This is a genomic window from Azospirillum melinis, from assembly GCF_013340935.1.
Taxonomy (GTDB): domain Bacteria; phylum Pseudomonadota; class Alphaproteobacteria; order Azospirillales; family Azospirillaceae; genus Azospirillum; species Azospirillum melinis.
Genome location: NZ_WHOS01000011.1, coordinates 36,634 through 56,220 on the forward strand (window position 1 = coordinate 36,634; position 19,587 = coordinate 56,220).

At 68.3% G+C, this 19,587-nt stretch carries 15 protein-coding genes; 11 read left to right on the forward strand and 4 right to left on the reverse strand.

The features are described 5' to 3' along the window. The first annotated feature begins 370 nt into the window (after positions 1-370). Entirely contained in the window at positions 371-3,418 is a 3,048-nt protein-coding gene (locus GBZ48_RS10605) for an EAL domain-containing protein (protein WP_174471022.1), read from the forward strand. A gap of 208 nt (positions 3,419-3,626) precedes the next feature. On the opposite strand, the gene GBZ48_RS10610 is transcribed toward GBZ48_RS10605, so the two are convergent. Then, a complete protein-coding gene (locus tag GBZ48_RS10610; protein ID WP_109448598.1) occupies positions 3,627-4,043 on the reverse strand; it encodes a hypothetical protein in 417 nt (138 codons plus the stop codon). Positions 4,044-4,158: 115 nt separating this feature from the next. Further along, a complete protein-coding gene (locus GBZ48_RS10615) occupies positions 4,159-5,073 on the reverse strand; it encodes a pseudouridine-5'-phosphate glycosidase (protein ID WP_174471023.1) in 915 nt (304 codons plus the stop codon). 39 nt (positions 5,074-5,112) lie between these two features. On the opposite strand from GBZ48_RS10615, the gene GBZ48_RS10620 reads away from it, so the two are divergent. Then, complete coding sequence (locus GBZ48_RS10620; protein WP_174471024.1) at positions 5,113-6,189, forward strand: ligase-associated DNA damage response exonuclease; 1,077 nt, start codon at positions 5,113-5,115, stop codon at positions 6,187-6,189. Next, positions 6,186-7,775 (forward strand): cisplatin damage response ATP-dependent DNA ligase, encoded by a 1,590-nt coding sequence (locus tag GBZ48_RS10625; RefSeq protein ID WP_174471025.1) that lies wholly within the window; start codon positions 6,186-6,188, stop codon positions 7,773-7,775. Before GBZ48_RS10620 ends, GBZ48_RS10625 begins: the two co-directional genes overlap by 4 nt. Before the next feature lie 11 nt (positions 7,776-7,786). On the opposite strand, the gene GBZ48_RS10630 is transcribed toward GBZ48_RS10625, so the two are convergent. Next, entirely contained in the window at positions 7,787-7,993 is a 207-nt protein-coding gene (locus tag GBZ48_RS10630; RefSeq protein WP_174471026.1) for a hypothetical protein, read from the reverse strand. Between the two features lie 363 nt (positions 7,994-8,356). On the opposite strand from GBZ48_RS10630, the gene GBZ48_RS10635 reads away from it, so the two are divergent. Both GBZ48_RS10635 and GBZ48_RS10640 read left to right on the forward strand, forming a co-directional pair. Beyond that, positions 8,357-9,520: a DUF3734 domain-containing protein gene (locus tag GBZ48_RS10635; protein ID WP_174471027.1), complete on the forward strand. Its 1,164-nt coding sequence runs from the start codon at positions 8,357-8,359 to the stop codon at positions 9,518-9,520. Positions 9,521-9,580: 60 nt separating this feature from the next. Next, positions 9,581-10,360, forward strand: coding sequence for a 3-hydroxybutyrate dehydrogenase (locus tag GBZ48_RS10640; protein ID WP_174471028.1), 780 nt, complete (start codon positions 9,581-9,583; stop codon positions 10,358-10,360). A 105-nt stretch (positions 10,361-10,465) separates the two neighbouring features. Here GBZ48_RS10640 and GBZ48_RS10645 read toward each other — a convergent pair whose 3' ends face one another. Continuing rightward, on the reverse strand, positions 10,466-12,988 hold the full coding sequence (locus tag GBZ48_RS10645) for a methyl-accepting chemotaxis protein (protein ID WP_174471029.1): 2,523 nt from the start codon (positions 12,986-12,988) through the stop codon (positions 10,466-10,468). A 273-nt stretch (positions 12,989-13,261) separates the two neighbouring features. Between GBZ48_RS10645 and GBZ48_RS10650 the strand changes: the two genes are divergently transcribed. The 6 genes from GBZ48_RS10650 (at position 13,262) to GBZ48_RS10675 (ending at position 19,510) form a co-directional block, all read left to right on the forward strand. Further along, positions 13,262-15,169 (forward strand): ABCB family ABC transporter ATP-binding protein/permease, encoded by a 1,908-nt coding sequence (locus tag GBZ48_RS10650; RefSeq protein ID WP_209798163.1) that lies wholly within the window; start codon positions 13,262-13,264, stop codon positions 15,167-15,169. Positions 15,170-15,192: 23 nt separating this feature from the next. After that, entirely contained in the window at positions 15,193-15,768 is a 576-nt protein-coding gene (locus GBZ48_RS10655) for a biliverdin-producing heme oxygenase (RefSeq protein WP_174471030.1), read from the forward strand. 72 nt (positions 15,769-15,840) lie between these two features. Continuing rightward, positions 15,841-16,554 carry an orotidine-5'-phosphate decarboxylase gene (gene pyrF / locus GBZ48_RS10660; protein WP_174471031.1) on the forward strand — a complete coding sequence of 238 codons (714 nt, stop codon included), beginning with the start codon at positions 15,841-15,843 and terminating at the stop codon, positions 16,552-16,554. Further along, positions 16,551-17,195 (forward strand): phosphoribosylanthranilate isomerase, encoded by a 645-nt coding sequence (locus GBZ48_RS10665; RefSeq protein WP_174471032.1) that lies wholly within the window; start codon positions 16,551-16,553, stop codon positions 17,193-17,195. The genes pyrF and GBZ48_RS10665 overlap by 4 nt, the downstream gene beginning before the upstream one ends. A 95-nt stretch (positions 17,196-17,290) precedes the next feature. Continuing rightward, a complete protein-coding gene (locus tag GBZ48_RS10670) occupies positions 17,291-18,199 on the forward strand; it encodes a diguanylate cyclase (RefSeq protein ID WP_174471033.1) in 909 nt (302 codons plus the stop codon). A 147-nt stretch (positions 18,200-18,346) separates the two neighbouring features. Then, on the forward strand, positions 18,347-19,510 hold the full coding sequence (locus GBZ48_RS10675) for an AAA family ATPase (protein ID WP_174471034.1): 1,164 nt from the start codon (positions 18,347-18,349) through the stop codon (positions 19,508-19,510). Positions 19,511-19,587 lie beyond the last annotated feature (77 nt).

The following is a 19,587-nucleotide window of genomic DNA, read 5'->3' on the forward strand; positions in this document are numbered from 1 at the left end:
TGTTCCGCAACGATGCGGCGGTGCTCTCCTGCGGCACTCAGGGCCGCCGGCAAGGATCCGCGCTGTCCCTGGCGCTTATTGTGCGGGTGCGAGAAGAGCCAACGCCCATCGCGGTTTGCACTGCAAAACGAGAGGCGGTATCAAGCAAATAATCGGACGCGCCTCATGCGCGAGGATTTTGTAACTTCTCCAATCTCCTATGGAAAATTAACCATGAATTCCGGGGAAGTCCTTAGCAAAAGACTCTGGCGCCGAAATGACTGCGCTGCTTATCCTTTTGTCAGGAAAGGCCAAACCTCTTTACGCCTCCCGAGCCTGCCCGACACGCGGCCATCGGGAGGCGGCCGGACAAGCGAGCGAAGGGTGTCCCATGACCGGACGGAGCGTCATCTGGTCCTCCATACGGATGCGCAGCGGTGTCCTGCTGTTGGGGCTGCTTCTGTTGGCGACCCTGTCGGTGCCGGCGGGCGGCCGGGCGACGCCGCCCAACCGGACGGTGCTGGTCCTGCACTCCTACCATCAGGGCTACGAGTGGACCGACGGACAGGCGGACGGCATCTCCGACATGCTGGCCTCGGCGGCACCCAATGCGCTGGCGATCCCCTATTACCTGGACTGGAAGCGCTTTCCAGACCCCGCCGGGGTCGAGCGGCTGCGGGCGCTGATCGCCTACCGCCACCCCAAGGGCACCGTCGACGCCATCGTCTCCACCGACGATGCCGCGCTGTCCTTCGCCCTGGACTTGCGGCAGGAGATCTATGGGCCGGTGCCGCTGGTCCATGGCGGCGTGCTGCCGATTTCGGCGCGGCGGCTGACCGAGCGGGAGGCCAATGTCGTCGGCGTCGACGAGGCCAAGGACATCGAGGGCACCGTGCGCATGGCGATGACCGCCAATCCGCGGTTGCAACGCCTGTTCATCCTGCATGACGACACCGAGACGGGCCTCGGGCTGGATGCCGAGATCGAGGCGCTGGTCGCCGCCGGCCGCTTCCCCGCCGGGGTGGAGCGGCAGACCCTGCCGGCGCTGCCCTTCGCCCGGCTGGAGGAGCGGCTGGCCGCCCTGCCGCCGGACAGCGCGGTGCTGCTGGGCACCTATGCCGCCGACCCGGAAGGCCTGGTCCTGCCGCCCGAGCAGTTCCTGGAGCTGATGAGCGAGAGGAGCAGCGTGCCGATCTACGGCTTGCAGGAATTCCTGCTGGGCCACGGCATCGCCGGCGGCAGCCTGCTGAGCGGGCAGGAGCATGGCCGCGCGGTCGGTCGGCTGGCCGCCGCCCTGGTGAACGGCGCGTCCATCGCCGGCCTGCCGGCGGAGCAACGCCAGTCGGTCATCCGGGCCGCCGATTACGGCCAGATGCAGCGCTACGGGATCGATCCCGCGCAGCTGATGCCGCTCGACCGGCTGGTCGACAAGCCCTTCTCCTTCATGGAGACCTACCGCTGGCTGGTGGTGACGGTCGGCAGCGTGCTGCTGCTGCTGTTCGGCATGGTTCTGGTGCTGTCCCTCACGCTGCGCAGCCGGCGGAAGACCGAGGCGGCGTTGCAGCGGAGCAACGAGGCGCTGACCGAGTCGCGTCGGCAGTTGCAGGCCAAGGTCGTCGAGCTGACCGCCAGCAAGAATGCGCTGCGCGAACGGGGGCGGTGGATGCGGCTGGTGGCGGAGGCATCGCGCGACATCATCTGGACCTGGGACATCGTCAACGATGTCCGCGTCCTGTCCGGCCGGGTCGAGGAACTGCTGGGCGTTGATGCCGCCAGCATCGATTCCCGCGCGGCCTGGTTCGACCGCATCCATCCCGAGGACCGGCCGCTGGCGGAGGAGGCGCTGCAGCGCCACCTGTCGGGCGAACTGCCGGAATACCGGGTGGAATACCGGGTCCGCCACCGCGACGGCAATTACCTGTGGCTCTACGCCACCGGCAAGATCCTGTTCGACGGGGACGGGCAGGGCGGGACGGCAGGGCGGGGAAAGCCGGTGATGATGGGCGGCTCCTACACCGACATCACCGCGCAGAAGCGGCAGCAGGCGTGGCTGGACCATCTGGCCCATTACGATTCCCTGACCGGCCTGCCCAACCGGCTGACGCTGGAACAGCATGTCGACAGGCTGATCGCCGAGACCAGGGCATCCGGCAAAGCCGGGCCGCTGGCGCTGCTGTTCCTCGACATGGACAATTTCAAGTTCATCAACGACGGTTTCGGCCACAAGGCCGGCGACGAGCTGCTGATGATGCTGGGGCTGCGCATCCGCAAGGGTGCGGGAGACGGGCTGTTCATCGCGCGGCTGGGCGGCGACGAGTTCGTGGTGGTTGTCCAGGGTGGCGAGGCCGGCGAGCCGGCGGAGGTGGCGCAACGGCTGGAACAGGCGTTCGCCGCCCCCTTCCTGGTCGAGGGACAGCATTTCTTCGTGACATGCAGCGTCGGCATCGCCCGCTATCCCTGGGATGGCCGCTGCTTCGACGATCTGTTGCAGAACGCCGACACCGCCATGTACCGGGCCAAGGACAGCGGGCGCGGGCGCATCTGCACCTTCACCGCCGACATGAACCTGAAGGTGGTGGAGCGCATGCGGCTGCTCAGCCGGGCCCGGCTGGCCTTCGACCGCCAGGCCTTCACCGTGCATTACCAGCCGCAGGTCGCGACGCGTGACGGCCGGCTCCGCGGCTTCGAGGCGCTGATCCGCTGGACCGACTCAGAACTGGGGCCGGTGTCGCCCGACCGCTTCATTCCGGTCTGCGAGGATTCCGGCCTGATCGTCCCGCTCGGCCTGTGGGTGCTGGAAACCGCCTGCATCGAGGCGGCGGGGCTGGCCTGCCGCGGGGCCGGCGACGTGACGATGAGCGTCAACATGTCGGCGGCCCAACTGGCCCAGCATGATTTCGTGCCGCGGGTTCTGGAGATCCTGGAGCGCACCGGCCTGTCGGCGAACCGGCTGGAACTGGAAATCACCGAGTCGCAGATGATCGGCTCGCTCGATGCCGCCATCGGCAAGCTGAACGCGCTGCGGAAGGCGGGCATCCACATCGCGCTGGACGATTTCGGCACCGGCTATTCGTCGCTGACCTATCTGCGGACGCTGCCGATCAACACGCTGAAGCTGGACAAGGCCTTCATCGACGACGTCCACCGCCGGCCCGATGCCCGCAGCATGGTGTCGTCCATCTCGCGCATCGCCCACGATTTGAGGCACAGCGTGGTGGCGGAAGGGGTGGAGGAGACGGCCCAGTGGGAGGTGCTGTCGCTGATGGGCTGCGACCTGATTCAGGGCTATTTCGTCAGCCGTCCGCTGCCGGCCGACCGCATCGACGCCTTCCTGGCCGCCTGGGAGGACCGGCGGGCCGGACTGCCGGTGATCCGCGACGATGTGGTGGTCGGCATGCCCGCCCCCGGGGCGAGCCGGCCGTCCCTGCCTATTTCGTAGGGTTGGGAAAAAAAGCGAATGGAGGCGTCGGACTCTTGTCGGCCGAGAGAAGAACACGATCCGAACCGGCGCGAAGCGGCCGCCCTGAAGCTCACCCGGCGAGCCCCATGACGGCTTGCAAATCCTGAATGGGGAAACGCGAAACGCCCCGCAGACTGGCTGCGGGGCGTTTTTGAACGCGGGGCTTTTGGGACCGGAGGCGCCGGGCTCAGTGCCGCGTGCGGGCCGGGGTGATGTAGACGCCGTCCCAATCGACGCCGAACAGGGCGTCGTCGCCGGCCTCTTCGACCAGATCGTCATATTCGTGGGCCTCGATCAGCCCGAAGATGGAGGCGGTGCCGGAGGCGTCCAGGTCGCAGGTCACCACATGGCCGCCCACCTCGACGGAGGTGAAGAACACTTCCGGCAGCTCCATGCTGTCCAGGTCGGCGGTGACGGCGGCTTCGATCTCGTGGATGGAGCGGGCGGACAGCGACACGCGCAGCTTGGCCGCCTGGGAGGCCCAGACGATGCGCTTGACGTGTGCGGGCTCCTTCATCTCCGCGACGCCCGGCGCCTCGTCGCCTTGGCCGGCCATCGCAATCATCCGGGAAACCAGGGTCGAGGTGCTGCTGGGTGCGCGCATTGAAGCCTCCGCTCGTTCGATGACGACAGATTTGCGCGCAGCCGGTTAACGGGGTCTTAAGCCGGTACCGGGGCTAAAGCCTTACCACCGGGGGAGTAGTCCTATCCAATCGGTTTTAAGTGCCGGCGAGTGCGGCGGCGACCCCGGCCGCAACCCGCGCGTTGTTGCGGATCAGCGCGATGTTGGCGGTCAGGCTGCGCCCGCCGGTGATGGCCTCCAGCGCCGCCAGCAGGTGCGGGGTGATGTCCTTCCCCTTGATTCGCCTGGAGTCCGCGTCGGCCAGCGCTTGGGCGACAGCCGCCTCCATCGCATCGGCGTCCAGTTCGTCGGCGGCCGGGATCGGGTTGGCGAGCAGAACGCCGCCTTCCAAGCCGAGCTGCCATTTCGTCCGCAGGATTTCCGCCACCTCCTGCACGGTGTCACAGCGATGATCGACGGAGAGGCCGCTGCGGCGGCTGTAGAAGGCGGGAAACTCCTCCGTGCCGAAGCCCAGGACCGGCACGCCGCGGGTTTCCAGCAGCTCCAGCGTCTTGGGCAGGTCGAGAATCGACTTGGCTCCGGCGCAGACCACGCAGACCGACGTGCGGGCCAGCTCGTCGAGGTCGGCGGAAATGTCGAAGCTGGTCTCCGCCCCGCGATGGACGCCGCCGATGCCGCCGGTGGCGAAGACGGAGATGCCGGCCAGCCGCGCCCCGATCATCGTCGCCGCCACCGTGGTGGCGCCAAGGGCCCCGGTCGCCAGGGCGATGGGCAGGTCGCGGCGGCTCAGCTTGCGCGCGGCATGGCCGGCGGTCGCCAGCCGTTCCAGCGCCTCGTCGTCCAGCCCGATGCGGATGCGGCCGTCCATCACCGCGATGGTGGCGGGAATGGCGCCGGCGGTCCGCACCTCCGCCTCCAGCGCGCGGGCGGTCTCCAGATTGCGCGGATAGGGCATGCCGTGGGAGATCACGGTCGATTCCAGCGCCACCACCGGGCGCCCCGTGGCGAGCGCGTCGGCGATTTCGGGGGTTGGCAGCAGGATCGGGTGCATGCGCTGGGTCTCCGCTTGGAACGCCCTATATTAGGACGCATGTCCGCTGCACTCCATTCGAATCAAGGCCGCCCGCACCCCGACACCTGGATCAAGGTCCTGCCCGAGGGGCTGTATGTCGAGCCGGGGGGCTTCTACATCGACCCTGTGCGCCCGGTGGCGCGCGCGGTCGTTACCCACGGCCATTCCGACCATGCAAGGCCCGGCAACCGCACCGTGCTGGCGACCTCCGGCACGCTCGCCATCATGCGCCAGCGGATGGGCGAGGGGGTGGGCGGCAGCCTGCAGGCGCTGGACTATGGCGAGACCCTGCGCATCGGCGACGTGACGGTGCGGATGGTGCCGGCCGGCCATGTGCTGGGCAGCGCCCAGGTGGTGATGGAGCATGCCGGGTCGCGCGTCGTCGTGTCGGGCGACTACAAGCGGCGTCTCGACCGCACCTGTGCGCCGTTCGAGCCGGTGCCCTGCGACGTCTTCGTAACCGAGGCGACCTTCGGCCTGCCGGTGTTCCGCCATCCGCCCGATCTGGGTGAGGTGCAGAAACTGCTGCATTCGATGGCGCTGTTCCCGGAGCGCAGCCATGTCGTCGGCGTCTATGCGCTCGGCAAATGCCAGCGGCTGATCACGCTGCTGCGGGCGGCGGGTTACGACCGGCCGATCTGGCTGCATGGCGCGCTGGAACCGCTCTGCCGGCTCTACAGCAGTCTGGGGGTAGAGCTGGGGGAGCTGCGGCCGGCAACGGTGGCGGCGAAGGAGGAGTTGAAGGGCGCGCTGGTGCTGGCTCCGCCGGCGGCGGTGGCCGACCGCTGGGCCCGGCGCCTGGCCGACCCGGTGGTGGCGGTGGCGTCGGGCTGGATGCGGGTGCGCCAGCGCGCCCGCCAGCGCGGGGTGGAACTGCCGCTGGTCATCTCAGACCATGCCGACTGGGACGAGCTGTGCCAGACGCTGGAGGATGTCGGCGCGCCGGAGGTCTGGGTGACCCATGGCCGGGAGGAGGCGCTGGTCCATTACGCCACCGGCCGCGGCATCCGCGCCCGCGCGCTGGCGCTGATCGGCTTCGAGGACGAGGACTCGGAGGGGATGCCGGAGAAGGCTGGGGAAGGGGAGGCGTCGTGAACCGCTTTGCCGCGCTGATCGACGCGCTGGTCTTCATGCCGTCGCGCAACGGAAAGATCCGCCTGCTGGTCGAGCATTTCGCCACCGCGCCGGACCCCGAGCGCGGCTGGGCGCTGGCGGCGCTGACCGGGGCGCTCAGCTTCCGTGAGGCCAAGCCGGCGGCGATCCGCGAGCTGGCGGCGACCAGGGTCGATCCGGACCTGCTGGCGCTGTCCTACGACTATGTCGGCGATCTGGCGGAGACGGTGGCGCTGATCTGGCCGGAACGACCGGAGCGGTCCAACAGCCTGCCGCCCAGCCTGGACGAGGTGGTGGAGGCGCTGCGGGCCGCCAAGCGCGGGCAGGTGATCGGGCTGGTGGAGGGCTGGCTCGACACGCTCGACTCGTCGGGCCGCTTCGCCCTCTTGAAGCTGATCACCGGGGCGTTGCGCATCGGCGTCTCGGCCAGGCTCGCCAAGACGGCGCTGGCGGAATGGGGCAAGGCGGCGCGGCCGGAGGTGAGCGTCGACGATGTCGAGGAGGTCTGGCACGGGCTGACCGCGCCCTATGTGGAGCTGTTCGCCTGGCTGGAGGGGCGGGCGGAGCGGCCGGCGACCGGAGCCGGCGCCGGTTTCCGCCCGATGATGCTGTCCCACCCGCTGGAGGAGGAGGACCGCGCCGCGCTCGATCCCGCCGCCTATGCCGCGGAATGGAAATGGGACGGCATCCGCGTGCAGATGGTGGCGCGCGGCGGAGAGCGGCGGCTCTACAGCCGCACCGGCGACGACGTGTCCGGCGCCTTCCCCGACATCGTCGATCACATGAGTTTCGACGCGGTGCTGGACGGCGAGCTGCTGGTGGCGCGCGACGGGGTGGTGGCGCCCTTCAACGATCTGCAGCAGCGCCTCAACCGCAAGACGGTGACGGCGCAGATGCTGCGCGACGGGCCGGCCTGGGTGCGGCTCTACGACATCCTGTTCGACGGCGATGAGGATCTGCGCGGGCTGTCCTTCGTCGAGCGGCGCGCCCGGCTGGAGCGCTGGTACGAGGCGGTGCGGCCGCGCCGGATGGATTTGTCGCCGCTGGTGCCGTTCGACCGGTGGGACGAGCTGGTCGCCTTGCGCGAAGGCGCGCGGGAGAACGGCATCGAGGGGCTGATGCTGAAGCGGCGCGACAGCGCCTACCTCGCCGGGCGGCCGAAGGGGCCGTGGTTCAAGTGGAAGCGCGGGGCGCTGACGCTCGACACCGTGATGATGTACGCCCAGCGCGGCCACGGGAAGCGGTCGAGCTATTATTCGGACTACACGTTCGGCGTCTGGCGCGGCGAGGAGCTGGTGCCGGTCGGCAAAGCCTATTCCGGCTTCACCGACGCCGAACTGGTCGAGTTGGACCGCTGGGTGCGCAACCACACCACCCGCCGCTACGGCCCGGTGCGCGAGGTGGAGGCCGGGCTGGTGCTGGAGGTCGCCTTCGACAGCGTGCACCCGTCGAACCGGCACAAGAGCGGGCTCGCCATGCGCTTCCCCCGCGTCCACCGCATCCGCTGGGACAAGCCAGCGCACGAGGCCGACCGGCTGGAGACGCTGGCGGCGATGGTGGCGGGGTAAGGCGGCAAGCCCTACCGCAGCGGAGAGGTCACCACGTCGACGGAGGTTTCCGCCACGGTGCCGACCACGTCGACGGCGGTGCCGGCGATGCTGGCGGCACCGCTGGCCACGCCGGTGACGGCGCCGCAGCCGGTCAGCGAACCGCCGAGCAACAGCAGGGCGGCGAGCGGAAGAAGGCGGCGCGAGACGGGGCGGCGGGACGTGGAGCGGCGGGACATGGCGTCCTCCAAAAAACCGGAAACGGATCCGGATACGGGTCCGGTTGGCGATTGCAGCACGCAATTCCGACCGAAAGGTTAATTCCGGCATTTGGCGCAAGAGCGGTGGATTTCGCCGCCGCACGGCGCGGCGTCTTTGCAGGCCCATGCCGAGTATTACAAGTAATTCATCGCGGTGTAATACCTTGATGTAGGTTCTCGCAAGGGCGCGGACGGGCTACAGGAGATGGGCATGGCTGTCATGAAGAATTCTCCGTTTTGCGGACATGTTTCTGCATAGCCGTATTCACTTCCAGCCCCATATCTGGCTTGCCGACCGAGGAAAGATGTCTGCAATCGATTGACTGGTTGGGAAAGACACAGATGCGTGACGGATCCTTTGCCGATCTCATCGCCCCCTATGATCGGGTGGCGCTCGTCCTTCAGGGTGGCGGCGCGCTCGGCGCCTATCAGGCGGGCGTCGTCGAGGGGCTGTTCAAGCACGACATCCATCCGACCTGGGTGGCCGGCGTGTCGATCGGCGCCATCAACGCGGCGCTGATCGCCGGCAACCCGCCGGAGCGGCGCTGCGCCGCGCTGTCGGAGTTCTGGAGCCGCATCGCCCCGCCCTCGCCCTGGGAAGGGGCGGAGGCGCTGTGGCGGCGGCTCGATCCCGACGGGCCATCGATCTCGGTCCTCAACCAGTGGAGCGCGTGGCGGACGGCGCTGTCCGGGCAGCCCGGCTTCTTCCGGCCACGGCCGGCGGTGGAATGGGCGGCGGCCGGTCCCTTCGCCGGGCCAACCAGCTTCTACGACACGGCACCGCTGAAGAAGACGCTGGAGGATCTGATCGACTTCGACCGGATCAACCGGGGCGACATCCGGCTGTCGCTGGGGGCGGTCGATGTGCTGACCGGCAACTCGATCTATTTCGACACCGAGACCCACCGGATCGGGCCGGAGCATGTGATGGCGAGTGGCGCCCTGCCGCCCGGCTTCGCACCCGTGGAGATCGACGGCGGCTTCTACTGGGATGGCGGGCTGGTCTCCAACACGCCGCTCGACCATGTGCTGGAGGACCGGCCGCGCCGCGACACGCTGGTCTTCCAGGTCGATCTGTGGAGCGCCAGCGGCCAGGTGCCGCGCGGCATGTCGGAGGTGCTGGAGCGGCAGAAGGACATCACCTATTCCAGCCGCACCCGCTTCAACACCGACAAGGTCACCTACGAACAGACCCTGCGCAACCAGCTGGTGACGCTGCTCGACCGGCTGCCGGAGGACCTCCGGGACACGCCGGAGGCGAAAGCGCTGCGGAGCGCCGCCTGCGGGGCGGCGGTCAACATCATCCACCTGATCTACCGCCGCAAAAGCTACGAACGCGACAGCAAGGACTACGAGTTCTCCAACGCCGGCATGCGGGAGCATTGGGAAAGCGGCCTTGCCGACACGCTTGCCACGCTTGCCCACCCGGACTGGCTGGCGATGCCGCCGCGGCTGGGTGGACCCGTCACGCACGACCTGCTGCGCGACGACGGAAAGCCGGACTGACCGGCCCTCTTTGCCAGGAATCAACCGTTACCGACCTTTCGACCGAACAGGAGCGGACCCATGCGTTTGCAGGACAAAGTTGCCGTCATCACCGGGGCGGCGAGCGGAATCGGGCTGGAGATCGCCCGGACCTTCGCCCGCGAGGGTGCCAAGGTCGTCATCGCCGACCTGAACCAGGCCGGTGCCGATGCCGCCGCGGCCAGCCTGGACCCCACGGGGAAACGGGCTCTCGGCGTCGCCATGGACGTGACCGACGAGGCCCAGGTCGATGCCGGCATGGCCCGTGCCGCCGACGCTTTTGGCCGCATCGACATCCTGGTCAGCAATGCCGGCATCCAGACCGTGGCACCGGTCGAGCAGTTCGAGTTCGCCAAGTGGAAGCAACTCCTGTCCATCCATCTGGACGGCGCCTTCCTGACCACGCGCGCCGCCCTGCGGGCGATGTACAAGCAGGGTGGCGGCAGCATCATCTACATGGGATCGGTCCACTCCAAGGAGGCCTCGGCGCTGAAGGCGCCCTATGTCACCGCCAAGCATGGGCTGATCGGCCTTGCCAAGGTGGTCGCCAAGGAGGGGGCGGCGCATGGCGTGCGCGCCAACGTGATCTGCCCCGGCTTCGTCCGCACCCCGCTGGTCGAGAAGCAGATCCCCGAACAGGCCAAGGAGCTTGGCATCTCCGAAGAGGACGTGGTGAAGAAGGTGATGCTGAAGGAGACCGTCGACGGTGAGTTCACCACGGTCGAGGACGTCGCCCAGGCCGCCCTGTTCTTCGCGTCCTTCGAGTCCAACGCGCTGACCGGCCAGTCGCTGGTCGTCAGCCACGGCTGGTTCATGCAATAGGCGCGGGCAAGCCTGCCGGAACGGAAAAAGGCGTCGGGTCATCGGCCCGACGCCTTTTTCTTTTCAAGATGCACCGATCTGTTCAGCGGCGGTTTGCGCCCCCTCTCAGAACTCCTTCCAGTCGTCGTCGTCGCTGGTGCTGTGCTTCAGGACCGGGACCGCGGCGGTGGTGCGGGTGGAGGAGTCGGCGCGGGTGGCCGGCTTGGCCGTCGCATGGGCCGTGCCGTTGCCGCGGGCGGCGGGCTTCACCGCCGGCTTGGCGGCGGCGCGGGCCTGAGTGGGGGCCGGAGCGCGGCGGGTGGTGGTGACCGCCGGTGCGGCATGGACCGCCGCCATCGCGCGCGGCGCCGGGGCATAACCGAAGCCGGTCGCGCCGAAGCCGGCCGCCTGATCGAACTTGAAGAAGCCGACCAGCGACTTCAGGTCGGTCGCCTGTCCGCTCATCGCCTGGGCGGCGGCGGTGGTCTCCTCCACCAGGGCGGCGTTCTTCTGGGTCATCTCGTCCATGTTGGCGACGGTCGAGTTGATCTCGTCCAGCGCCGTCGCCTGTTCGGCCGAAGCCGAAGCCATCTCGGCGATCAGGGTCGCCACCTGCTGCACGCCGGACACGATGCCTTGCAACGCGTCGCCGGCCTTGCTGACCAGATCGACACCGTCCTTCACCTGGGCATCGCTGTCCAGGATCAAGCCCTTGATCTCCTTCGAGGCCTGGGCGGAGCGCTGGGCGAGCTGCCGCACCTCCTGCGCCACCACGGCGAAGCCGCGCCCGGCGTCGCCGGCCCGCGCCGCCTCCACCGCCGCGTTCAGCGCCAGCAGGTTGGTCTGGAAGGCGATCTCGTCGATCACCCCGATGATGTCGGTGATCTTGCGGCTGGATTCCTCGATCCGGCGCATCGCCTCGATGGCGGAGCCGGCAACGCCGCCGCCCGATTCGGCGGACCCGCGGGCCTGTGTCGCCATCACGTTGGCGCGCTGGGCGTTCTCGGCGTTGGACCGCACGGTCGCCCCCAGCTCCTCCATGCTGGCCGCGGTCTCTTCCAGCGAGGAGGCCTGCTGTTCGGTGCGGTCGGCGAGGTCGGAGGAGCCGAGAGACACTTCCGCGGCGGCGGCGGCGATGGTTTCGGCGGCCTGGGTGATCTGGCCGACGATCTCCGCCAGCCGGGTGGAGGTGGTGTTGACGTCGGTCTTCACCCGCTCGAAGGCGCCCTGGTAATCGCGGGTGACGCGGCGGTTCAGGTCGCCCTGGGCCAGTGCCGCCAGCACCTCGCCCAGGTCGGCGATCACCGCCTCCACCGTGTCGGTCAGGCGGTTGATGCCCTCCGACATGGTCCTGTAGAAGCCGTCCTTGCCGGCCAGATCGATGCGGCGTTCCAGGTCACCCTTCGACACCGCGTCGATCAGTGTGGCGATCTCCTCGCCGATGGCCTGCTCGCGGGCGCGCTGGGCCTCGGCGGCGCGGCGCTCGGCCTCCAGCCTGTCGCGCTCCGCCTCGTCCATCCGCTTCTTCTCGATGGCGTTCTCCTTGAACACCAGCACGGCCTTGGCCATGCTGCCGATCTCGTCGCGGTTGGCGAGCGCCGGAACGTCCACCGTGAGGTTGCCGGCGGCCAGTTCCGTCATCGTGCCGGTCATCTGCACCACCGGGCGGACGATGGAGCGCGCGGTGATCAGCGCAATCGCGATGCCGAGCACAAAAGCGCCCACCGCCATGCCGATCATCAGCGTGCTGGTGTTGTCCATATCGTCCTGCGCGGCGGTCAGCACCGTCTTGCGGGCGTCGGTCTGCGCGAGAATGACCTTGTCCACCAGGGCGGCGAACTCCTCCGCCTCCTGGGCCATGGTGTTGAAAGCCAGGGTCTGGGCGTCGTTTACGGCGGTGACGACGCGGTTGAAGCTCTCCAGATAGCGGCTGCCGATCTGTACCGCCTCCTCGGCGGCGCGCTTCTGGACCGGGTCGGCCAGACGGGGGGGAAGTGCTGAGGCCGCCTTGATGAAGCCGTCCATCCGGCTGCGCACCTCGTCCGCCGCCTTTGCCGACGGGTCCGTCAGGAAGCGCTGCGCGCTGAGACGGGCGAGGATCAGAGATTCCTGAGCTTGGCCGGCATAGGCGGCGGACTCGAAGTCGCCGGAGGCGATGCCGGTGGTGACGACCCGGCTCAGCCCCTCCCGCGCCTTCTGGCCCAGCGGCATCAGATCTTCCGACACCACACGGTCGCGCTGCTCGCGCAGCTTGACCAGCTGACCGAAATTGGACCCGTAGCTGTCGAACTGCTGGATCATCCGCTCGATGAGGGCGCGGCGTCCGGGGTCCAGCGAAACATCGCGGGCGGTGTGCAGCAGCTCGCCCAGCTTCTTCTGCTGCGCCTGGATCGGCGCGATCAGCGTGTTGCTGCCGGAGAAGGAGTAATTGACCACATTGCGGCGCATGTCCGAGACCGAGCCGTCGATGTCAGAAATCCGGAGCGAGTTGTCGGAGATCGCCCCATAACGGGTGAAGCCGCTCTGCACCGTCGACAGCGACCGCACGCCCAGTGCTGCCACCAGGACGAGAAGGGCGAGGATCAGGAGGAAGCCCACCTGGATGCGGGTGCCCACCTTGAATCGGCTGGCGAAACTGGCGTTCTGCATGGTCAACTGCCTTGGTCTGCGGATCGGGTCGAACGCGATACGCCCGGCAGGGTAGAGGAAAGTGGTTTCCAGTCCGTTGCCATGGCGCAAGGAAATGCGCGGAAAGCGCCCCTGGGACGCGGCAAAATCGTGTCAAAGCCGTGACCCGGGGCTTTGACGATGCGGCGGCGGTCCCTAGGTTACGTCGCCTGCACAGCATTCGGGCGACGGTCCTTCGGGGGCCGGTCTCCCCTGGGCCGGCAGATATCACCGTAAAGGCTACTGAAAAATCCGATGCGCCGCAGCCTCCCGCCCACCTCCGACACCAGCGCCTTCACCCGCCCGTCCGGCGACCTGCGCGCCGCGATCCGCTCCCTGGGCCCCTACATCTGGCCCCGCGATTCCGTGGAAACGCGGGTGCGGGTGGTGCTGGCGATGCTGCTGCTGATCGGCGCCAAGGTCGCCAACGTCTATGTGCCGATCTTCTACAAGCATGCGGTGGACGCGCTGACGCCCGCCAGCGCCGGCGGCAGTGTGGGGCTGGGAGGGGGCCCGGGCGCGGCGGTGACCATTCCGTTGGGGCTGATCGTCGCATACGGCCTTGCCCGCGTGACCTCGCTGGTCTTCGCCGAACTGCGCGACGCCGTCTTCGCGACGGTGGCGCAGCGGACCATCCGCCGGGTGGCGCTGTCGGTGTTCCGGCATCTGCACGCGCTGTCGCTGCGCTTCCATCTGGAACGCCAGACCGGCGGCCTGACCCGCTCGCTGGAGCGCGGAACCCGCGCCATCGAGTCGCTGCTGCGCTACACGCTGTTCTCCATCGTGCCGACGCTGGTGGAGATCGCGCTGGTCTGCGCCATCCTGTGGAAGCTGTTCAGCGTCTGGTTCGCGCTGGCGACCTTCGTCACGGTGATGGGCTACATCCTCTACACCTTCTTCGTGTCGGAATGGCGCATCAAGTTCCGCCGCCTGATGAACGACACCGACAGCAAGGCCAACACCAAGGCGATCGACAGCCTGCTGAACTACGAGACGGTCAAGTATTTCGGCAACGAGGAGCATGAGGCCCGCCGTTACGACGGTGCGCTGCAAAGCTACGAGAAGGCGGCGGTGCGCAGCCAGCAGAGCCTGTCGCTGCTGAATGTCGGGCAGTCGGCGATCATCTCGCTGGGGCTGGCGGCGGTGATGGGCATGGCCGCCAAGGGCATCGTCGACGGCAGCATGTCGCTGGGCGACTTCGTTCTGGTGAACACCTATCTGTTGCAGCTCTACCAGCCGCTGAACTTCTTCGGCGTCGTCTATCGCGAGATCAAGCAGTCGCTGATCGACATCGAATCGATGGTGACGCTGCTGGCGGTCGACCGCGAGGTGGCCGACGGCCCCGATGCGAAGCCGCTGGCGGTCGAAGGGGCGGAGCTGCGCTTCGAAGGGGTGGAGTTCGGCTATGACCCGCGCCGGCCGATCCTGAAGGATGTCAGCTTCACCGTGCCGGCCGGCAGGACGGTCGCCATCGTCGGCCCGTCGGGTGCCGGCAAGTCCACCATCAGCCGGCTGCTGTTCCGCTTCTACGACGTCAATGGCGGGCGGGTGCTGATCGACGGGCAGGACATCCGCGGGGTGACCCAGGCGTCGCTGCGCGCCTCCATCGGCATCGTCCCGCAGGACACGGTGCTGTTCAACGACACCGTCTTCTACAACATCGCCTATGGCCGCCCCGGCGCCAGCCCGGCGGAGGTGGAGCGGGCGGCCCGGCTGGCCCACATCCATGACTTCATCATGGCGCTGCCCGACGGCTACCAGACCACGGTGGGCGAGCGCGGGCTGAAGCTGTCCGGCGGCGAGAAGCAGCGGGTCGCCATCGCCCGCACCATCCTGAAGGACCCGGCGATCCTGCTGTTCGACGAGGCGACCAGCGCGCTCGACACCCACACCGAGCGGGAAATCCAGGCCAACCTGCGCGAGGTCAGCCGCGGCCGCACCACGCTGGTGATCGCCCACCGGCTGTCCACCGTGATCGACGCCGACGAGATCCTGGTGCTGGAGGCCGGCCGGGTGATCGAGCGCGGCCACCACAGCGACCTGCTGGCCGCCCGTGGCGCCTATGCCGCCCTGTGGGCGCGGCAGCAGGAGGCGAGTCAGGCTTCGGTTGGGTCATCGGCCGGGGGCCCGGCGCCGCTGCCCGGCGTGCTGGCGCCGACCTGAGCCGGAAGCGGGGAGCAGAGATCATGGGACCGGCAAGGCAGGCGCTGCGCACCGCGACGCGGGAGAGCCACGACCGTCTGGACAAGGCCGAGGTGCTGCAACCTCTGGTCCGGCCGGACATCACTCAGGCGCAATATGTCCGCGCGCTGGCCGTTCTCCACGGCTTCAACGCACCGGTGGAGCGGAGGCTGGGGGAGGCCGGGGGAGACGGCGCGGCGCGGCTGGCGCTGCTGCGCGAGGATCTGCGGGTGCTGGGCGCCGATCCGGACGCGCTGCCGGAGATGGTTGGCCTGCCGCCGCTGGACAGCGCGCCGGCCCGGCTGGCGGCGCGCTACGTGCTGGACGGCTCGGCCCATGGCGGACGGGCGATGCTGCCGGGGATCACGCGCGCGCTGGGCCATGACGCCCGGCGCGGCGCCCGCTTCCTGGCATCGGACGGGCTGGACATGGCAGGGGCCTGGAAGGCGCTGATGGTCCGGCTGGAGCAGGAGCTTGCCGACCCCGCCGCACTCGCTGCCGCCTGCACCACCGCCGCCGGCCTGTTCACGGCGCTGGAGACGTGGACGGCCGAGCAGTGGATGACAGAACAGAGGGGTTGAAACTGGCATCCGGCCCCATCCCTTGCTAGGGTGCCGGACCATTCTCATCCGGGTTCTGGAGACCACCTTCCCATGACCGCGCCAGCCTCGCGCATCTATTGCTCCGTCGACACCACCGAGATCGACGCCGCCCGCCGCATCGCCGGGCAGGTGGCGGGGGCCGTCGGCGGCATCAAGCTGGGGCTGGAGTTCTTCATCGCTCAGGGGCCGGCCGGCGTCCGCGCCGTGGTGGGCGAGGACGGCCCGCCGCTGTTCCTCGACCTGAAGTTGCACGACATCCCCAACACGGTGGCCGGCGGCGTGCGCGCGGCGCTGCCGCTGAAGCCGGCCTTCATGACCTTCCACAGCGCCGGCGGCCCGGCGATGATGCGCGCGGCGGCGGAGACGGCGGCCACCGCCGGAGCCGACCGGCCGAAGATCCTGGCCGTCACCGTGCTGACCAGCCTGGACGAGGACGATCTGGGCGCGGTCGGGCAGTCGGTGCCGGTGGCCGATCAGGTTGTGCGGCTGGCCAGGCTGGCCAAGGCGTCGGGGGTGGACGGCGTCGTCTGCTCGCCGGCCGAGGTGGCGCTGGTGCGCGCCGCCTGCGGTCCCGACTTCATCCTGATGGTGCCCGGCATCCGCCCGGCCTGGGCCGCCACCAACGACCAGAAGCGCTTCATGACCCCGGCGGAGGCGCTGGCCGCCGGTGCCGACCATCTGGTGATCGGCCGGCCGATCACCGCCGAGCCCGACCCGGCCGCCGCCGCCCGCCGCATCGTCGCGGAGATTGAGGAGACCGCATGACCGTCGCCGCCAAGATCTGCGGGCTGAGCGAGCCCGAAAGCCTGCGCGCCGCCGTCGCCGGCGGGGCCCGCTATGTCGGGTTCGTCTTCTATCCGCGCAGCCCACGCGCCATCGCCCCGGCGATGGCGGCGGAACTGGCGCGGCTGCTGCCGACCGGCGTGCGCTCCGTCGGACTGTTCGTCGATCCCGACGACGAGTTCCTGGAGCATGTCACCGGGCAGGTCCCGCTCGACCTGATCCAGCTGCACGGTGCCGAGACGCCGCGCCGCATCGCCGAGATCAAGGCCCGCTACGCCCTGCCGGTGATGAAGGCGGTCAAGATCGGTGGGCCGGAAGACCTGACCCTGGCGCTGGAGGCGGCGGAGGTCGCCGACCGGCTGCTGTTCGACGCCAAGCCGCCGGCCAAGGTGTCGGCGCTGCCCGGCGGCAACGGCATCGCCTTCGACTGGACCATCCTGGCCGGGCGCAGCTGGCCGCGGCCCTGGATGCTGTCGGGCGGGCTGACGGTGGACAATGTCGCGGAGGCGGTGCGGGTCACCGGCGCCACCGAGGTCGATGTGTCGTCCGGCGTGGAGGACCGCCCCGGCCACAAGGATCCGGCGCTTGTCCGGTCCTTCCTTTCGGCGGTTGCCGCGCTTTGAGGATCCTTCTCCGGAATAGCGCCCTGTTTTAGACGAATGCTTCGGCTTATCTTGATCGCATGGCGGGACCCTGCGCCGTCGGCTAGGATGCGCCCATGAGCGATTCCACCACTCCGTCCACAACCGAGGCGCTTGGCGCTGTGCTCGATGAGCATCTGCGCTGGATCGGCCAGTGGCAGCGCGCCGTTTTCTACCGCGACGGCCGCGGCGGGGAACGGTCGTCGGCCCCGGCCTCCTTCCAGGCTTGGTGCCAGGCGGCCAGTCGCGACGACCTCTTGCAGCAGCCGGCGGTACAGAAGCTGGCGAACCTGCACGAGCAGATGCACCGGCAGGCCCGGCTGATCCTGCTGAAGGCGTCCAGCGGCGAACTGCCGACCGAGTCCGAGTATGAGGGGGTGATCGGCCGCTTCGAGGAGTTCATGCTGCATCTGCGGCGGATGGAGCGCGCCTTCGCCGCCGCCGCCTCCGGCCTGGACCCGCTGACCGGCCTGCGCACCCGCCGCGGCATGGGCGAGGCGCTGGAGCGCGAGCACAACCGCTACCGCCGCACCGGCCAGCCCTTCTGCGTCGCGCTGGCCGACATCGACAAGTTCAAGGGCATCAACGACAGCTACGGCCACGACATCGGCGACCGGGTTCTGGCCGCCACCGCCGCCGTCATCAGCCGCGGCGTCCGCAGCTTCGACGAGGCCTTCCGCATGGGCGGCGAGGAGTTCCTGGTCTGCCTGAAGGAAACCGGGCTGGACGAGGGCTATGCGGTGATCGAGCGGCTGCGCGTCGACCTGATGCGCTCGCCGGTGGTGCTGCCCGACGGCCGGGTGATCCCGGTCACCGCCTCCTTCGGGCTGGTGGAGGCGGTGGCCGACCTGACCGTCGACGATCTGGTGGTCTGCGCCGACCGCGCGCTCTACCAAGCCAAGAATTCCGGCCGCAACCGGGTGATCCGCTACGGCATCGACCGTCCGGAACCGAAGGCGGCGGTGGCGAAGGTGGGGCGGGGGTAGTTTGGCCCTTTCCCCTATGTCCAATTTGCCCGTCCGAGGCTTAAGCTTTGACGCTCTGGGCATATCTAGGGAAATCTAGCGAAGTCTAGCTCCCGGCGCTAGACTTCGCTATAAACCGCTAGCTATCGCATGCCTTGCGGAGGTCAAGTGGATCCCTATCGCAATCCATTCGCACCGGGTGCGGGTAGCCGCCCTCCGGAACTTGCCGGCCGATCTGTCATTCTTGATATGGCACGGATCTCCTGTGGCCGGGCTGTGAACGGACGAAATGCACGCCCGATCATGCTGCTGGGCCTACGCGGCGTTGGGAAGACCGTGCTGCTCAATGAGATCGGCTGGAATGCCGAACGGGAGGGGTTACTCGTCTCCCGGGCCGAGTCTCCGGAAGGGGAAAGTCTCGCCCGCCTGATTTTTCCGGAAATGCGGAAAGTCATGAGGTCGCTGTCGGGCGTGGAGGCGGCAAAGCACCTTGCAACACGCGGTCTGAAAGGACTGCGAAACTTCGCGTCGATCTTCAAGATCGAGATGGCGGGTGTCGAGGTGGGGGTGGAGCCCGAGCCCGGACTGGCCGAAACAGGTGACCTCCAGTATGATTTGCCGGATCTATTCACCTTGATCGGAAAGGCTGCCCAAGCCGCAGGGCGTGGCTGGTTGCTTCTGATCGATGAAGTACAATACCTGTCCGAATCCGATCTGTCGGCGCTTATCGTCGCATTACATCGCACATCGCAAGAGGGGCTTCCCGTCCTGATGGTCGGTGCCGGTCTTCCGCAAATCGCCCGTTTGGCGGGAGAGGCCAAGTCATACGCGGAACGGCTGTTTCAGTACCCGTCCGTGGGAGCGTTGGATCCGGTCTCCGCCGGTCAAGCCGTCGAAAAGCCGGTTCTCGATGAAGATGCCACGGTCGCACCGGAAGCGCTGCAGGCGATATACGAACGCACGAAGGGCTATCCCTTCTTCATCCAGGAATTGGCCTCGGTCGTATGGGACAATTCGGAGGGGCCGGAGATCACTGCCGCCGATGTCGAGCGTTCTTATGTGGAGACACTCGCGCGGTTGGACGAGGGGTTCTTCAAGGTTCGGGTCGACCGCCTGACGAAGGCCGAGGTTCAATTCGTTAAGGCGATGGCGCAGCTTGGTGACGGCCCTTACGCGATGGCGGACATTGCCAAATCCATGGGCCGCTCTCAGAGTTCGTTGGGGCCGGCTCGAGCAAGCATCATCTCGAAAGGCATGATCTTCAGTTCAGACCATGGCTATCTGGACTTTACCGTGCCACTTTTCGCCGAATTCATGCGGCGGCAAGGCTGAAAGGCAAAGCCGGCGATTCGATCAATCGTGGTCCGGCTCGGAGGCCCTCCGGTCAGCCCCCTTGGCCCGGGCCCCCC

Bases quoted from the DNA above. Each gene is read 5' to 3' on its own strand.
- GBZ48_RS10605 (WP_174471022.1), top strand. From the start codon at position 371: ATGACCGGACGGAGCGTCATCTGGTCCTCCATACGGATGCGCAGCGGT.
- GBZ48_RS10610 (WP_109448598.1), bottom strand. From the start codon at position 4,043: ATGCGCGCACCCAGCAGCACCTCGACCCTGGTTTCCCGGATGATTGCG.
- GBZ48_RS10615 (WP_174471023.1), bottom strand. From the start codon at position 5,073: ATGCACCCGATCCTGCTGCCAACCCCCGAAATCGCCGACGCGCTCGCC.
- GBZ48_RS10620 (WP_174471024.1), top strand. From the start codon at position 5,113: ATGTCCGCTGCACTCCATTCGAATCAAGGCCGCCCGCACCCCGACACC.
- GBZ48_RS10630 (WP_174471026.1), bottom strand. From the start codon at position 7,993: ATGTCCCGCCGCTCCACGTCCCGCCGCCCCGTCTCGCGCCGCCTTCTT.
- GBZ48_RS10635 (WP_174471027.1), top strand. From the start codon at position 8,357: ATGCGTGACGGATCCTTTGCCGATCTCATCGCCCCCTATGATCGGGTG.
- GBZ48_RS10640 (WP_174471028.1), top strand. From the start codon at position 9,581: ATGCGTTTGCAGGACAAAGTTGCCGTCATCACCGGGGCGGCGAGCGGA.
- GBZ48_RS10645 (WP_174471029.1), bottom strand. From the start codon at position 12,988: ATGCAGAACGCCAGTTTCGCCAGCCGATTCAAGGTGGGCACCCGCATC.
- GBZ48_RS10650 (WP_209798163.1), top strand. From the start codon at position 13,262: ATGCGCCGCAGCCTCCCGCCCACCTCCGACACCAGCGCCTTCACCCGC.
- GBZ48_RS10655 (WP_174471030.1), top strand. From the start codon at position 15,193: ATGGGACCGGCAAGGCAGGCGCTGCGCACCGCGACGCGGGAGAGCCAC.
- pyrF (WP_174471031.1), top strand. From the start codon at position 15,841: ATGACCGCGCCAGCCTCGCGCATCTATTGCTCCGTCGACACCACCGAG.
- GBZ48_RS10665 (WP_174471032.1), top strand. From the start codon at position 16,551: ATGACCGTCGCCGCCAAGATCTGCGGGCTGAGCGAGCCCGAAAGCCTG.
- GBZ48_RS10670 (WP_174471033.1), top strand. From the start codon at position 17,291: ATGAGCGATTCCACCACTCCGTCCACAACCGAGGCGCTTGGCGCTGTG.